Source organism: Tumebacillus avium (assembly GCF_002162355.1).
Classification (GTDB): Bacteria; Bacillota; Bacilli; order Tumebacillales; family Tumebacillaceae; genus Tumebacillus_A; species Tumebacillus_A avium.
This window is the reverse complement of the sequence record NZ_CP021434.1, coordinates 4,052,374-4,069,963: the sequence shown is the minus strand read 5'-3', so window position 1 is coordinate 4,069,963 and position 17,590 is coordinate 4,052,374. Positions and strand designations below refer to the sequence as shown.

The following is a 17,590-nucleotide window of genomic DNA, read 5'->3' as shown; positions in this document are numbered from 1 at the left end:
GATACACCTCTTTTGTCTGGCAAGTTTTTCTAACGTCTTATTCGATATATGCCGAACGATACCTTCTATAAAAATAAAACCGGGCAGTGTCAGTCACTCTGACACTGCCCGATTCATTTGGGGTTAAAACAGTTTGGTTAAAACAGATCGATCAGCTCTGGCAGTTGGATCTGCGACAGGCGCAGAGAACTGTCAGAGGCGAACTGCTGCAGCACATATTCGTATTCACTGAGCAGCATGTCCACCGTTTCGGCGGTGAAACGCTTGGTGTTGTACGAGGTGACGAGGGTCAGTTCATCACCGGAACCGTACGCTTCGATGTGCAGGTCGAACTCCACCGTCGGGTCGTCCGCAAAGTCATCGAATTCGATGTTCCTTTGCGCCGCAGCAGAGCCGGGATCAATCCCGAGACTGCCCAACAACTCATCAAAGGAACAATAGCGGAGCGTCACACCCGGCTCCAGCTCAGTCGCTTCAAGGTGCGCGTTTTGGCCAACAAAAACGATGTTGTACAACGCCTCCGCCAGCTCTCCACCCCGGCGGGCGCGCACATCTTGCAGGACGAGGTCGAACGGATAATCCTGGTTGGCATAAGCGGCAAACGCAGTGTCCTTGACCCGCTCCAGCACTTCCTGCGCAGTCGGGTTGTCGGCGAGGTCTGTACGCAGGGCCAGCGGGTTAACCATCAGACCAAGCACGCTTTCCAGATCAGGATGGCTTCTGCCGGCAATCGGCGAACAGACGGTGATCACCTCTTGGCGGGAAGTCAGCGCCAGCCAGATTTTCAAGCCGGACAACAGCGTCAGGTACAGCGTCGTGCCCTGCTCCGCCGACAGCGCACGCAGCTTGGCGGTCAGCGCAGGCTCCAGTGTCACACGGCGGTCGGTCATCGGAACAGTGTCCAAGGGCGCCGTTTCAAAATCATACGGCAGAGCAGGCGGCCCCACATCCGCTGCAAGTTGCTGTTCCCAATACGCTTTTTGCCCGTCCAACCGGTGTTCCGCCAACTGCGCGTGTTGATAGGCCGCATACTCCCCGTATTGCAAAGCGGGAGGCAGATCCAGCTCCTGGTACAGCGCAGCCAGATCCTTTAAGAACACGGTGATCGACCAGCCGTCATACGCGATCGGGTGAACGTTGCAGATCAAGATGTGCTGACTGTCGCTTACCTTCAGCAGGCAGGCGCGGAAGAAGAAGTCGCGCGTGAGGTCAAACCGCGTGTTTTTCTCTTCGGCCAGCATTTGCAGCACGAGATTCACCTGCTCTCCTGGGGGCAACTCCGTGAGATCAACGAAACGAATCGGCTCCTCCGCATCTGCATACACGACCTGCACCGCCCCTTCACCGGCACGCTCTGCCAGCTTCGTGCGCATGATGCTGTGGCGGTTCGTGAGGTCACGGTACGCGCGAAGCAGTTTGTCCGTGTCCAGCTGCCCATCCAGCAGGTGCAAGTTCATCACGCCCCCCGATGTGTTGCCCGGGTCGAATTGATATTGGAACCAAAATCTTTGCTGGGCATGCGACAACGGGAACTCCGTCCGCTGCGTGAAACGGGGAATCGCCCCCTGCTCATCGCTTGCAGCTCCGGCCGCTTTTTCCGCGAGTCCGGCCACCGTCGGCGACTCGAACAGATCACGGAGCGGCAACTGCACGCCAAGCTCGCGGTTGATGCGGGAGATGATGCGCGTCGCGGACAGCGAATGCCCGCCCAGTTCAAAGAAGTTGTCGCGCACTCCGACCCCTTTCACATCGAGGATCTCCTGCCAGATCGCCGCCACCGTACGCTCCGCCTGCGTGCTTGGCTCGACAAACGCCTCGGCCAGCTCGGGACGCTCGTCGCCCGGGTCGGGGAGCTGTTTGCGGTCGACTTTGCCGCTGACCGTCGTCGGCAGGCTGTCGAGTGCGACAAAGCGCCACGGCACCATGTAATCGGGCAGACGCTCGCTCATGTAGGCGCGCAGCACCTCGCTGGTCACCTGTGCGGCTCCTTCCTGCAGCACGTAATACGCCGCAAGCAGATAGCCGTCCGGGCGTTTAAACGCCGCCACTACCGCCTGCTGCAGATCGGGATGAGTCGCCAGCACCGCTTCGATCTCGGCCAGCTCCACGCGCTGCCCACGCACTTTGACCTGATCATCGCGGCGGCCGAGGAACATGATGCTGCCATCTGCAAGGAAATAGCCGCGATCCCCCGTTTTGTACAAGCGTTCGCCTTCAACAAACGGGCTCGGCAAAAACGCTTCCGCCGTGCGCTCCGGGTCATTCAAATAGCCGGTAGCAAGACCAATCCCGCCCAGATACAAGTTTCCGGCCACGCCGACCGGCACAGGCTGCAATCGCTCGTCGAGAACATAACATTTGTTATTGTCAATTGGACGCCCCACAGAAACGATCTCCGCGACATGCTCATCTTCTTCGGAACAGGTGTGGATCGTCGAGTCGATCGACACTTCTGTAGCGCCCCAGGTGTTGTGCAGATGACAGCCGATTTTTTCCCGGAACAGGCGCACCAGATCGGAGCGCAGCGCTTCGCCCGAAGAACCGACATGGCGCAGATGCTGCAACTGCAAACGGTCTTGCGGCGTAACCGCATCGACGAACAGCGCGAGCATGCTTGGCACAAAGGTGATAAACGCTGCTTTATACCGAATCGCCGCTTCGAGGATCGCACGCGGGTCTTTGTGCAGCCCCGGCTCCATCAGCGCGATGCGCCCGCCAACCAGCAGCGGCCAGTAGAATTCGCAGGCGGCGTCGTCGAAGGTCAAAGTCGTTTTTTGCAAAACGGTCTCCTGCGGCTGCAGTTGATACTGGCGCTGCATCCACAGCATGCGGTTGACCCAGCCCCGGTGGGTGGAACAGACGCCTTTTGGTGTGCCTGTGGAGCCGGAGGTGTAATAGATGGAGATGAGATGATCCGGCGTGACGGGCACGTGCGGCGCGTAAACAGGATACGAGTCCAGCACGTCGCTGCCCGGGTCGAGAGCCACGTACGTCGCCGCGTCCACAGGCAATTTTTCCTGCAAATGCCCCTGTGTGAGACAGACCTGCGCATGAGCATCTTCCAGCACCTGACGAATCCGCGCGGTCGGCGCGTCCGCATCCAATGGGACATAAGCACCGCCCGCTTTCAAAATTCCGACCAGCGCCACGACCAACTCCAGCGACCGCTCCATGCACACGCCAACCGGCACATCCGGCCCAACGCCAAGGGTAATCAGACGGTGCGCCAATCGGTTCGCCTGCACGTCCAGCTCCGCGTAGGTGATCTCCTGCTCCCCATACACGGCCGCCACCGCATGCGGCGTGCGCTGCACCTGCTCCTCGATCAGCTCATGCAAGCAAACGTCTGCAAAAGGCACTTCGGTCGCATTCCACTCCACCAGCACCTGCTGACGCTCCGCTGCCGTCAACAAGGACAGTTCGGCGATCTTTTGCTCCGGGTTGGCGGCGATGCCTTCAAGCAGCGTCTCGTAGTGTCCGCAGAAGCGCTCAATGGTGGCGCGGTCGTACAAGTCGGTGTTGTACTCGACATGGACGCCAAGCTCCTCCCCGTCTTCGGCCACCGTCAGCGTCAGGTCGAACTTGGCCGTCTGCTGATCGATCTTCAGCGGCTCCACATCCACGCCTTGCAGTTCCCATGGCTCTGTCACCGCATTTTGCAGGACGAACATCACTTGGAACAAAGGCGAACTGCTGGCATGGCGCTCCGGCTGCAGCTCATCGACCAATCGCTCAAACGGCACATCCTGATGGTCAAACGCCGCCAACGCCATCTCCCGCACACGCCCCAGCACTTCGCGGAACGTCGGGTCGCCCGACAGATCGGTGCGCAGAACAAGCGTGTTGACGAAAAAGCCGATCAGCCCTTCCAGCTCCGCCCGGTTACGCCCGGCGACAGGCGAGCCGACAAGGATGTCGTGCAGGCCGGTGTAGCGGGAAAGCAGGGTTTTGAAGGCTGTGAGCAGCGTCATGAAAAGCGTGGTGCCTTCCTGTTGGCAAAGCTGTTGAATCCTCTTGCTCAACTTCGCCGACAGCTTCAACCGATGCACAGCTCCCTTATACGTCCTCACCGCCGGACGGGGACGGTCTGCTGGCAGTTGCAGGATCGGCAGTTTGCCGCCGAGCTCCTGTTTCCAATAGCCGAGCTGACGGTCCAACACATCACCTTGCAGCCATTCCCGCTGCCAGGCGGCGAAGTCGGCATACTGGATAGACAAGGGCTCCAGCGGCAAAGACGAATACAGCGCCGACAATTCCTTCGCCAGCACGCCGATCGACCAGCCGTCCGACACGATGTGATGCATGTTGAGCAGCAGCACATAATCCTGCTCCCCGATCCGCACAAGGCGTGCGCGGAACAAGGGTCCGTTTTGCAGATCGAATGCGTGACGCTGTTCTTCCTCGATCAGCAACTGCAAGTCGCCTTCTGCAAGCGTTAAAATCGGCTCATGCGCTATCACAATCATCTGCGACGGCTCCCCGAGCTCATCGGCAAACACCGTGCGCAGGGACTCATGCCGAGTTACGATCTCCTGCAAACTGCGGGACAGTGCATTGATATCAAGTTGCCCTGTGATTCGCAAGCCAACTGGGATGTTGTACACAGGATTGCCCGGCTCAAACTGGTCAAGGAACCAGAGTCTGCGCTGTGCGAAAGACAGAGGCAGCGCACCTTCCCTTAGCACCGGCACAACCATCTGAGCCACAGTCGCAACGGCAACAGCAACCGTTTCCGTATCCTTGTCGCCTGTCTTACTCTCGTGCAGTGCCTGCACTTTCTGCACCAAACCTGCCACAGTCGGATCTTCAAAAAACGCCTGCAAGGACAACTCCACGCCATACTCGCCGCGCAGTCTCGAAATGACCCTCGTCGCCGTCAGCGAGTGTCCTCCCCGCGCAAAGAAGTTGTCGGTGATGCCAACCTGCGCTCCTAAAAGTTCGGCAAACAGGTCGGCCATCCAAGCCTCATCTCCATTGCGCGGTTCCACCAGCTCTTCTCGAACCGCTTCCTGCGGTTCCGGCAAGGCCCTCAGATCAACTTTACCGTTGCGGGTCAAAGGAAGCGCAGCAAGCACAACAAAAGCGGACGGGATCAAATACCCCGGCAGTCTGCCTTTCAACTCCTGACGCAATGCCAGTTCATCAAAATCCACTCCGCCAGCAGGCACCACAAAGGCAACCAGCCGCTTATCACCCGGCACAAACTCCCTTACAGTCACAACAGCTTCGCGAACGGATGCAGACGCCAGCAGTTGCGCCTCCACTTCGCCCACTTCAATCCGAAACCCGCGAATCTTCACCTGATTGTCCAGACGGCCGAGGAACTCCAGCGTCCCGTCAGGCAGTAACTTCACCTGATCGCCTGTGCGGTATAACTTCGCTTCTGCACCAGATGAGAACGGATGTTCGATAAACTTTTCCGCCGTCATTTCCGGCAGGTTCAAATACCCCCGCGCCAATCCGTCTCCGCCGATATACAGCTCGCCGGGCACTCCGATCGGCACCGGCTGCAGGTACTGATCCAGCACGTAGACCTGCGTATTCGCAATCGGGCGGCCAATCGGCACAGAAGCTCCGACTTGCTCCGGAGCGGTCATGCCATAACAGCAGGCAAACGTCGTGCTTTCCGTCGGGCCGTACCCGTTGATCAGCATCACCCCGGGCAAATTTTGCAAAAGAGTTTTCACGTGCGGCACAGACAGGACATCGCCGCCCGCGAGCAGTTGTTTGAGGGATGCCAGCTGCGGCAACTGCTCCTCGGCCATCTGGTGGAACAGCCCGGCTGTGAGCCACAGCGTTGTCACGCTATGCTCTTGCAGCACGCGACCCAACTCCTGCAGCGAAGCTTTGCCTGCCGGATACAGAACCAACTGCGCCCCGTGCAGCAAGCTCCCCCAGATTTCAAACGTCGCGGCGTCAAACGAAATCGACGCGAACTGCAAGAACACGTCAGCAGGAGAGAATTCCGCATAATCGGTGCCTTTCACCAGCCGGGCCACCGCGCGGTGCGGAATGCAGACGCCTTTCGGACGCCCTGTCGAGCCTGACGTGTACGTGATGTAGGCAAGATGTTCCGAACCTGTCACGGAAGGCAGGTTGGTGTCGAGCTCTTGTGCGATTTGCGCCCATTCCCCATCCAGACAGATCTGATGTTCCGTCCGCAATGACAGACTATTTGCCAAATGCTGTTGTGTCAGCAGCACAGCAGCCCCGGCGTCTTCCAGCATAAAAGCCAGGCGCTCTTGCGGATATTCCGGGTCGAGCGGCAGATACGCCCCGCCCGCCTTCAAGATCCCCAGCAGCCCAACGATCATCTCCGGCGACCGTTCTACGCAAATGGCGACAGGCTGATCGGGCACCACCCCGATACCCCGCAAAGAATGCGCGACTTGGTTGGCACGGTGATTCAGCTCCGCATACGTCAAGGATTGCTCCCCGTATACCACCGCAACAGCATCTGGCATCTGCTCCACCTGCAGTTCAAACAACTGGTGGACAGCAACATCGCGCGGATACGCGGTCTCCGTCCGATTCCACTCGACCAGCACCTTTTCGCGCTCATCTGCAGTCAGTAACGGCAGTTCACCGATGCGCCCGTCCGGCTGTGCAGCGATGCCTTCCAGCAGCACGAAGAAATGCCCCATCATGCGTTCGATCGTCTGCGGGTCGAACAGATCGGTGTTGTAATCGAAGCGCCCGACCAGTTTGTCGCCTTCCTCGATGACAGCGGCAGACAGATCATATTTTGCCGTGCCGGTCTGCACGTCGAGGGGTTGAACGTCCAGTCCGGTCAGCTGAAGCTCCCAGTCGGACAGCAGTTGGAACGTGACCTGATACAATGGCGAATGGCTCAACACCCGCTCCGGCTGCAGTTCCTCCACCAAGCGTTCAAACGGCACGTCCTGATGCGCATACGCCCCCAGCGCCGTTTCCCGCACGCGGCTGAGCAGTTCGCCAAACGTCGGGTTGCCCCCCAGATCGGTGCGCATGACCAGCGTGTTGACGAAAAATCCGATCAGCCCTTCCACTTCCGGCCGGTTGCGTCCGGCGATTGGGGAGCCGACGAGCAGATCCTCCTGACCTGTATAGCGGTGCAACAGCGTCTGGAACGCGGCGAGCAGCGTCATGTACAGCGTTACGCTGCGCTGTCTGCTCAGCGTGCGCAGCTCTTCGGACAGACGGCGCGGCAGTTCCATTTTGCAAAATGCCCCATTATAGGTCTGCACCGCCGGGCGCGGATGATCGGTTGGCAGTTGCAGGACGGGCAGTTCGCCGCCGAGCTGCTGTTTCCAATAGGCAAGCTGGTTCTCCAGCACCTCTCCCTGCATCCAGCGGCGCTGGGCAGCGGCAAAATCGGCGTACTGCACAGGCAACTGCGCAAGCGAAGCACCTGCATATAGTGCCGACAGCTCTTTTACCAGCACACCATACGACCAGCCATCGGTAATGATGTGGTGCATGTTCAACAGCAGGACATGTTCGGTCTCGCGCACCTTCCATAGCGACACGCGGAACAGCGGGCCGTGCTGGAGATCAAACGGACGCCGGGCTTCTGCATGCATCAAGTCCAGCACAGCATCTTCCGAAACAACAACAGCCTCCAACTTAATTGGCTCAGGTGTTCCGATCACCTGCACCAGTTGACCGTTCCGCTCGGCAAACGTGGTGCGCAGCGATTCATGCCTCGACACCAATTCCTGCACGCCCTGCTCCAGTGCCTTTACATCGAGCGCACCTTGCAGGCGCATGGCAAACGGGAAATGATACGCCGCGCTTCCCGCTAACATCTGCTCCAGCACCCATAGTCTCTGCTGGGCAAGTGACAGCGGCACATCTTCCTCATGCAAAACCGGCTCAATCTGCGGCAACTGGAACTGTATCTGCTTGTGACCCGGCTGTTGTTCCAGCCCGGCAAGGCTTTCCAGCAACCCGGCCACCGTCGGCTCCTCAAACACAGCGCGGAACGGCACTTCGACGCCCAGCGCACTGCTCAGCCTCGACGCAACGCCAATCGCCAGCAGCGAATGCCCGCCCAGCTCAAAGAAGTTGTCGGTGATCCCCACCGACGCTCGTCCCAGCACCTGTGCAAAAATATCGGCTGCCAGCCGCTCACGTGCATTGCGCGGCGCGACGTATTCGCCTTTGCCAGCCAGAGCGTCCGGCTCGGGCAAGGCGCGGCGGTCCACTTTTCCATTTGGCGTCAGTGGCAGGGCATCGAGCAGCATCACCGTCGCCGGCACCATATACTCCGGCAGCCCTTCCTTCAAATAAACTCGCAGCTCTGCAGCGGTCGGAGCTTCCGCACCGCGCGGCACCACATAGCCGATCAAACGCTTGTCTGCATGGGATACGCCTTTTACAACCACGGCCGCGCTTTTCACGAGAGGATGCAGATTCAGCCGCGCCTCGATCTCGCCAAGTTCAATTCGCAGACCGCGAAGTTTCACTTGGTGATCCATCCGCTCCAGATACTGCAACTTCCCATCCGGCAGCCAGCGCACCCGGTCGCCCGTCCGATACAGACGGCCAAACGCATGGGAGATAAACTTCTCCGCCGTCAGCTCTTCACGGTTCCAATATCCGCGTGCTACACCGGCCCCGCCGATGCACAGTTCGCCCGGCACGCCGATCGGGACAGGCTGCAACTGCTCGTCGAGCACAAAAACATGCGTATTTGCGATCGGACGCCCAATCGAAGGCGCTCCCTGCCACTCTGTGCGATCTCCGTCCACACGGGCACAGGTTGACCAGATCGTCGTTTCTGTCGGCCCGTACAGGTTCCACAGCTCCGAGCCGTCTTCCGTCAAGCGCTGTGCCAAGTCGGCAGGCAACGCTTCACCGCCGCATAACATCTTCACGCGCCCGGCACTTCTCCATCCGGCATCGACGAGCAGACGCCACGTGACTGGTGTCGCTTGCATCACCGTCACGCTTTCGCTGGCCAGCAGCGCGGCGAGCTTCTTCCCATCCGCTGCAGTCGCCCGGTCTGCCAACACCACTTTTGCCCCCGTCACCAGCGGCAAGAACAGCTCCAGCCCCGCGATATCAAACGACAGCGAAGTCACGGCCAGCAGAACATCGTCCGCTTGCAGACCCGGCTCCTGTTGCATGCTGTGCAGGAAGTTCACCACATTCCGATGCTCGATCTGCACCCCTTTTGGCGTGCCTGTGGAGCCGGAGGTGTAGATGAGGTAAGCTAGCTGATCGACTGCAGCCGTAAGACCAAGATTCTCTCCCGACTCCTGCTCCAACAGTTCCTCGTCTAAACAGAGGATTTGGGCAGAGGACAGCCATGCGGCATGCTTCTTCTCCGTCACCACCACCGGCATCCCCGCATCTTCCACCATAAACGCCAGTCGCTCCTGCGGATACTCCGGGTCCATCGGTACATACGCGCCGCCTGCTTTTAAAATGCCAAGCAGACCGACGACCATCTGCGGCGAACGATCTACGCACAAGCCAACCGGCATCTCCGCCGTCACCCCAAGCGTTAGCAAACGGCGGGCCAAGCGGTTCGCACGCTCGTTAAGCTCCCGGTAGGTCAAGCAGTCTTCCTGATACACAACTGCGACCGCATCCGGCGTCCGTTCCGCCTGCGCCTCAAACAACGCATGCAGCGGCAACTCCGGCACGCCCTCAACTTCCGTCCGATTCCACACAGTCAGAATTTGCTCCGCTTCCCACTCCTCCATCATCCGCACTTTCGCAAGCGGTACATCCGGCTCGGCGACAACACTCGCCAGCAGAGTCTGATAATGCCCGACCATCCGATGAATTGTCGACTCCTCAAACAAATCGGAGCTATACTCCCAGATCAGCGTCAACCCGCCTTTGCCCGCAACATCGGCAGACTCGCTAAGCCGATCTTCCAAATGAGGAAGTCCGACCACATTCAGATCGAACTTTGCCGACCCATTGTTTAACGCTTCTTTGACTTTGACCGTTACATCCAGTAACTCCAATTTCGGCAGCGGCGAGTCATGGAACGAAAACATCACTTGAATCAGCGGATTGCGGCTGACGTCCCGCACCGGGTTGACCCTTTCGACCAGCTTGTCAAACGGCAGATCCTCATGGGCAAACGCCTCATACGCCATGTCGCGCACCGTGCCCAGCAGTTCCCGAAACGGCACCTCTCCGCCCAACTGCGTGCGCAACACCACGTTGTTGACGATCATCCCGATCAGGCCTTCCGTATCGCGCAGGCGGCGATTCGCTACCGCCGACCCCACCAGCAGATCCTGCTGCCCCGTATAGCGGTACAGGAGCACATTAAACGCCGCCAGCAGCGTCACATACAGCGTCACGCCTTCCTGCCGCCCCATCGCGGTCAGCTCTTCGCACAACCCGGCCGGCAGATCCACCCGCACCGCGCCGCCGCGATGGCTCGGCACTGCAGGACGCGGACGGTCACTCGGCAGTTCCAGCACGGGCTGGCACCCGGCCAGCTTTTGCTTCCAATAAAGGACTTGCTCCTCCGCCTGTTCGCTCTGCACCCACGACCGCTGCCAATGGGCAAAATCGGCGAACTGCACCGGCATCTCTGCAAGCGGCGAAGCTTCCCCGTTGCAAAAGGCGTTGTACAGCGCGGTAAACTCCCGCAAAAACACGTTGTACGACCAGCCGTCATGCACCATGTGGTGTTCAATATGCAGCAAAACATGCTCGTCCGCCCCGACCTGATACAGCGTCCAGCGCACCAAAGGCAGCTCCGTCATCTCAAACGGACGCGCCATCTCCTCTTGCATCAGCTGCGCCAACCGACTCTCCCGCTCCGCTTCCTCCACCGCAAGCAGACTCACCAGCGGCACAGTCACGTCAAACGGGGGATGAATGCGCTGCAGGGGCCGTCCATCTGCTTCGTGGAACGTCGTGCGGAACATCTCATGCCGCTCCACCACCGCCGTCAACGCCCGTTCCAGCACATCACAGCGCAGATTCCCATGAAAACGCATCATCGCCTGCGCCGCATACGCCCGGTTGTCCGGATTCATCTTGGTGACGAACCACACCCGTTCCTGCGCAAACGAAACGGGGATCTCCTCCGTGCGCGGCACACGCGGGATCGTGCCGTTCTGCACGCCTTTGCCTGCGAGACGTATCTGCTCCAACTCAGCGGCCAAAAGGGCAATCGTCGGCGACGCAAACAGCTGATGCAGCCCGACCTCCAGACCCAACTGCTCCCGAACCCGCGCCAAAATCTGCACCGCCTGCAGCGAATGGCCGCCCAGCTCCAAAAAGGGATCGTGTACGCCAAGGCCGGCCAGCCCCAGCACATCCTGCCAGATCTCCGCCAGCGACTCTTCCAGCGGCGTGCGCGGCAACACGAACTCCGCCGCCAGCTCCCCGCGCCGCGCATCGGGCGCAGGCAAGGCCCGGCGATCCACCTTGCCGTTTGGCGTCAAGGGAAACCCATCGAGCACAACAAAGGAGGACGGCACCATAAAGTCGGGCAGCTTGTCCTGCAGATAACGGCGCAGCTCTGCCGCCTGCGGACGCTCCTGACCCGCATGCGGCACCACATACGCCACCAGTTTCTTATCCCCCGGCACATCCTCGCGGGCGAGCAGCACCGCTTCCCGCAACTGCTCATGCCCGATCAGCACTTCTTCGATCTCACCCAGCTCAATCCGAAAGCCTCTGAGCTTCACCTGCTGGTCGATCCGACCTAAGAACTCCAGCGTCCCGTCTTCCAACGGGCGCACCAGATCTCCCGTTTTATACAAACGCTGTTCAGAGTCTTCCGAATACGGATGCGGCACGAATTTCTCCTCCGTCAGCTCCGGGCGATGCAAATACCCGCGGGCCAGCCCCAGCCCGCCGATGTGCAGTTCGCCTTCCTTGCCGACTGCGACCGGCCGCATCTGTTCGTCCAACACGAACAGCTCCGCATTTTCAATTGCCTGCCCGATCGTGACTTTTGTGCATTCACCGAGATAGACGGCGGCCGATGCGCACACCGTCGCTTCCGTCGGGCCGTACGCATTGACGAAACGCCGCCCCCGCGCCCAGCGCGACGCCGTTTCCAGCGGGCAGTGTTCTCCTGCCGACACGACCGAGCGCAACTGCGGAAACTCGTCAGGCAGCATGGCGAGCACAGACGGCGGCAAGGTCACATTGGTGATCTCCAAATCCCGCAGCAGTCCGATGAGGCCCGGCCCCGGCATCAACGCGTTCTTGCGCGCCAGGCACAGCGTCCCGCCGGCAGACAACACGGTGAAGATCTCATTGGTCGCCGCATCGAAGCTAAACGAAGCAAACTGCAGCATCCGGCTGTCTTCGCGCACATCGAACAGCTTCGCCGTCGCCGGAATCATGTTGCACATCCCACGATGGTTCAGCATCACCCCTTTGGGGCGTCCGGTCGACCCGGAAGTGTAGATCACATAGGCCAGATCGTCTGCGCTTACGCTGATCTGCAGATCTTCCGCACTTTCCAACGCGATCTCCGCTCCCTGCACGTCGCCGTCCAGACAGACGACCTCTGCCGCGCATACAGGCAGCGAGTCGGCCAGATGCGCCTGTGTCACCAGTACCTGAACCGCAGAGTCTTCCAGCATGTAGCGCAGACGGTCTGCCGGATACGACGGGTCGAGCGGCACATACGCCCCGCCCGCTTTCAAAATGCCAAGGAGTCCTGCCACCATCTCCACGGAGCGCTCGGCGCAGATGCCCGTCAACACATCCGGCCCGACCCCCAGCTTGCGCAGATAGCGCGCAATCCTGTTGGCCAGGCCGTTCAGTTCCGCGTATGTAACCTGTCGATCTTCAAACACAACCGCAATTGCATCGGGCCGCTTCGCCGCCTGATCTTCAAACCACTGCTGGGCACCGCGATCGATCGTTGTTATCATCCTGAACACTCCCTGCGACATAAAATTCATGGAATTCATTTAACCATTTTAATAAAAATTCGCAGGGAGAACAACATCATTTCTTTGAAATTTTTAGTAAGCTACTTTTCAATTTAAACCGCAAATTCATCACCAGCGCGATGCTCAGTAAAATCAACAAGAGCCCGCCTGCCGTGCCGATCGTCACTGCTTCGTGCAGAAAAATCGCGCCCCACAAAATGCCAAACACCGGGACGAGGAACGTCACGCTCAGCGTTTTGACCGCCCCCACGTTCTGGATCAGCGCAAAATACAGCAAATAGGCCAGCGCCGTGCAGAAAATCGCCAAGGCCAGCACCGACAACGTCACTTCCAGCGTCGGAATGCGCTCCGGCAGCGTCACCGCCGCAAACGGCAGCAACAGCAAGGCGGCAGCCAGCTGTTGCCCGATCGCCATGTCCATCGACGTTTCGCCTTTAAAGTGCCGGGCCGAAAACACGCCGGCCATCCCGTAAAACAGCGCCGCCAACAGCGAACACCCGGCTGGCAGCAACAGCCCTTGGACACCACTCTCTGCGTCCCAGCCGACCAGCACCGCCACGCCAAAAATGCCAAGGAGCAGCCCGGCCAGCTTTTTCAGCGTCAGAGACTCCCGCACCCAGACGAACGACACCAAGGCGGTAAACAGCGGCGTGGTGGCATTCAAAATCGCCGCCAGCGACGCCGACAGCTGCAGCTCCGCCGTGGCGATCAGCGTAAACGGAACGGCCGCATTGACCGCGCCAAGCACGAGGTAACTTTTCCATTTATGCAGCACCTGTACCCGATGCTTCACAAAAACCGCGATGGCGAGCAGCGCCAGCCCGGCCAGCAGCACGCGCAGTTCGATCAACACGACCGGCCCCAGCGCCGGAGCGCCCACTCGCATAAACAAAAACGACGCGCCCCACAGCGCGGCAAGCACCACCAGCATCAACACATCTCTTGCTTTCATTCTGTACGCCTCCACCTGCAGTCAAGTTCTTCTCTTGTTATAACAAAGAATCGTCCGCTTCGCTTTGGAAATCTTGTCGTCTCATTAATCACACAAAAAGACACCAAAAACACCCGACCCCCTTTTGGGAATCGAGTGTTTGGTCCATCCTGATAAAAACTATTGAAACTTGTCGTCCATCTTCTGGCGCAGAAACTCAGCCATGACCTGCACTTCCTCCTGGCTCAGGTCGGGCAGGCACTGGTGAAACTGCTGCACCAATCCGGTCATCTTCGGATCGAGCTCCTTGCCGACCGAACGGATCACCACACCGGAGACGGTGCCGACAAACATCGCGAGCAACACTTCCGACTGTTTGATGCCCGACGTGATCTCGATCACCACGCGCTTCAACCGATCGTCCATGCGCGACATGTAGTGAATCAACCCGCCGAGCATCCAAGCGCAAAATTCCAGCTTCTGCTCCACTTTCGGGGAGGCCTGGAGAATGCGGTTTTGCGCCTCGCGCACCGAACGCTTTTGCAGCGCTTCAGCAATATGGGACACCTGTTCCCTAACTGCGTTCCAGTCGGCCAGCGCCGTCAAGCTGCGGCGCACCGGCCGGAACAGTTCAAACGCCGCCTGCGTCGGCGAATACAGCACCACCGAACGCCCCGTTTCATTCTCGTTGACCGAATAGGAGCGGGCCAGGAAGCCCACTTTCTCCAATTCCTTCAACACATCGTACGCCGTCCATTTGCTGACGCCAACCGACTCGGCGACCGCAGCATAATGCACCGGTTCCTGCGCCTCCTGAAACAGGCGCACCAGATGTTCCAAGAACTCCAGACGGCGCTTCGTGAGTTTGATCGCCATTATGCGAAACGTCTCGCGATGCGCCCCAGACGGTCGCAGTACTTCAAGATATCCAGCCGCGCCTTTTCCGCTTCGACGGTGGTCGGACGCAGATCGGCGATACCCCAGTACTCGACCAGCTTCATCACCACTTGGCTGTAGTAATGCGCCGGGCCGTAGCCGACTTCTTTGGCGATCACTTTCATCCGGTCGTCATAGCCCGGGATGTTGTTGCCCGGCATGAAGAAGCCAAGCAGCACGCGCGCCACATACATCAAGTAGTTCGGCTCCAGTTCCAGATGCGCCTTGACGACATCGCGGTAGAAGGAGTAGTGCAAGGACTCATCCTTCGCCAGACGGCGCAGGAGCGCAGCCAAGGTCTCATCATACGGCGCGGCGACTTTCGCCACGTTCGTGTAGAACACCAGCGTTGCCAGCTCCTGGAACGAAGCGTAGGTGATCGCTTCGATCGGTGTGGTGAAGCTCGTTTCAAAACCGCTTTCCACCACCGTGCGGCGCAGCTTGTGCAACTGATCCGGGTTGGCGTTGCGGGTCAGGAGCAGGTAGGTCTCCAGCAGGTTGCTGTGCTGGTCCTCTTCCGCAACCCAAGTGTAGATGAACTCCTTCATCACGTCGAGCGACCCGGTAAACGTCGAGCTGAGGTAGGTGGTGAACCACGGCAAGTTCACTTCGGTCAGCAAGGCCGTTTCGATCGCCATCGCAATCGGCTGCGGCAGGGTCTGCTGTTCGATGCTCCACGGTATTTCTTTATAACTGCGTCCTAATTCCCAAGGTACAAATTCGTGATAGCTCCAATCGATGTTGGCAGCACGTTTTTTATGCTCCTCGTACAAGTCGATGATTTTTTGTTCAAGTCTTACGTCGAGGTTGGGAAGCAAGATCATTGTTTGTCGATTCCTCATTTCTGTGTTTGATTCGATATTTTTAATTCTTGGGCGAAATTTCAGCAGTTATACCCAAAAATACAAAAAGACCAAAAAGACCAAAAAACTATGTTCTTATTGTCACCTCCTTTATCCAAAGTGTCAAGCAAATAAAAAAAGAGCGAGATCTTCTCCGCTCTTTGTCAAAAATCGCCATATATCGCCTAAAATCGGACTTGCCTCGTCCGGTGTCATACGTAGTCCCAGCGGTTTTGGTACTCATCAAGCCGGGAGGTCGGCAGCAGCCCGTTTTTGCGGTCGATCACCAGGCGAACTTTTTTGATCACTTCTTCAAACGACGCAAAGGTCGAGAAGATGTTCGCATAGCGGTCGGTCAGGTACAAGAAATACGGAGCCCGGTAGCTTTCTTCAAAATAGCGCACGATCAGTTCCATCGGCGTGTACTTCTTGCGCTTCTCCTCCCATTTGTCCACGACGATCGGCAGCGTGGAGGGCGAGTCGTCCGCCAGATAGGCCAGGTTTTTAACCCGCGCGTGAAACGCCGACACTCCTTCTTCCCCCATCGTCCGCAGCGTCTTCTCGTTATGCGGGAACAGCACGATCTTCGTAAACCGTCTCGTCTCCGCCAGCTCCACGATCTTCGCCAAATCTGCTTCCTCGAACCCTTCAAACGAGTCCAGCACAAACAGCGTGCCTTTTTCCACCGCCTCGCCTTCCTTGTGCCCGTAGTCGACCAGTTTCGAACGTTTCGCCATAATCGTTCACTCCTTTAGATACATGATACAATAGAAGCACCGAAAAAGAGAAAAAAAGGAGCAGAGAGATGAAAGTCTTGCTGTGGGTACTCGGGATTCTGGTCTTCTTCGCGGCCGCCCTGGCGGCGCTTATTTTGCTGCAATACTCGCGGATGCGCAAACTGCATCCGAAACCTGCCTATAAACAACCCCAACGCAAACCGGCCATCGCCGAGTGGTCGGATGATCATGTGACGGTGAGCTGGATTGGACACTCGACTTTGTATCTGAACGTGCTCGGCAAAAAGATCATCACCGACCCCGTTTTTTCGGAAAAAGTAGGCGTGTCGCTCGGCGGACCTTTGGTGATCGGGCCAAAACGGCACACGGCGGCCGCGCTGACGGTGGAAGAAGCGGGTGCGCCCGACCTGATCCTGTTGTCGCACGCTCACCTCGACCATTTTGACCTGCCGACGCTCAAGCGGCTGCAGAACCCTGCCACCAGCGTGGTCACCGCCCACAACACATCGCGGCTCTTGAAGCGGATGTCATTTCGGCGCGTGCTGGAGCTCGGCGGCCGCGAGCGGGTAGAACTGGCCGACGGACTGACCATCACGGCGGTGCCGGTGAAGCACTGGGGACGGCGCTTTCCGTGGAACGGCGATTATGGATGGACCGGCTACCTGATCGAATATCGAGGCGTGCGACTGTTTTTCGCTGGCGACACCGCCTACACGCCATCGTTTGCTGAACTGCGCCAATACGGCCCGATCGACATCGCCTTCCTGCCGATCGGCGCCTACTCCCCCGATTCCTACCAAGGGGCGCACTGCACGCCGGAGCAGGCTTGGCAGATGTTCCTAGACAGCGGGGCGAAGCACCTCGTTCCGATTCACTGGGACACGTTTGTTTTGTCACATGAACCGGTCGACGAGCCGTTGCAGCGGCTGTTGCAGATCGCCGGTGCCGAAGCGTCCCGCATCCTGATCCGCGAACACGGGGAGTCGTTCACCTTCTCCCCCGCCGCTACGCATGACCAACATGAACAACACGAAAAGACCCCTTGCTGACCGCAAGGGGTCTTCCCGTTGAACCACACGTTGCTTTTTGTAAATGACCCCACTTGATTCTTTAATGGCAGGACATCTAACGTGCCCTTGCAGTTAGAGTACAACAATGAAGAATATTCAGTCAACCCGTTTTTAGTAGTTCTTCTCATTTGCTGTAAGTGAAATACACTTAACAACGTTAACGATAAGTAAAAAGTCCCATGGAAACCATGGGACAATT

Annotated in this window: 6 protein-coding genes; 1 reads left to right on the top strand and 5 read right to left on the bottom strand. The window is 58.6% G+C overall.

What is annotated here, in order from left to right:
- Positions 1-137 precede the first annotated feature (137 nt).
- From CBW65_RS19085 to CBW65_RS19065, 5 genes are all read right to left on the bottom strand, one after another.
- Entirely contained in the window at positions 138-12,854 is a 12,717-nt protein-coding gene (locus tag CBW65_RS19085) for a non-ribosomal peptide synthetase (RefSeq protein WP_198299665.1), read from the bottom strand.
- A gap of 76 nt (positions 12,855-12,930) precedes the next feature.
- On the bottom strand, positions 12,931-13,827 hold the full coding sequence (locus tag CBW65_RS19080) for a DMT family transporter (protein WP_087458189.1): 897 nt from the start codon (positions 13,825-13,827) through the stop codon (positions 12,931-12,933).
- A 159-nt stretch (positions 13,828-13,986) separates the two neighbouring features.
- On the bottom strand, positions 13,987-14,682 hold the full coding sequence (locus tag CBW65_RS19075; protein ID WP_087458188.1) for a LexA family transcriptional regulator: 696 nt from the start codon (positions 14,680-14,682) through the stop codon (positions 13,987-13,989).
- Positions 14,682-15,563, bottom strand: coding sequence for an acyl-ACP desaturase (locus CBW65_RS19070; RefSeq protein WP_087459296.1), 882 nt, complete (start codon positions 15,561-15,563; stop codon positions 14,682-14,684). The genes CBW65_RS19075 and CBW65_RS19070 overlap by 1 nt, the downstream gene beginning before the upstream one ends.
- A 233-nt stretch (positions 15,564-15,796) precedes the next feature.
- Entirely contained in the window at positions 15,797-16,321 is a 525-nt protein-coding gene (locus CBW65_RS19065) for a hypothetical protein (protein ID WP_087458187.1), read from the bottom strand.
- Positions 16,322-16,389: 68 nt separating this feature from the next.
- On the opposite strand from CBW65_RS19065, the gene CBW65_RS19060 reads away from it, so the two are divergent.
- Positions 16,390-17,370, top strand: a complete 981-nt coding sequence (locus CBW65_RS19060; protein ID WP_087458186.1) for an MBL fold metallo-hydrolase — start codon at positions 16,390-16,392, stop codon at positions 17,368-17,370.
- The last annotated feature ends 220 nt before the right edge of the window (positions 17,371-17,590 follow it).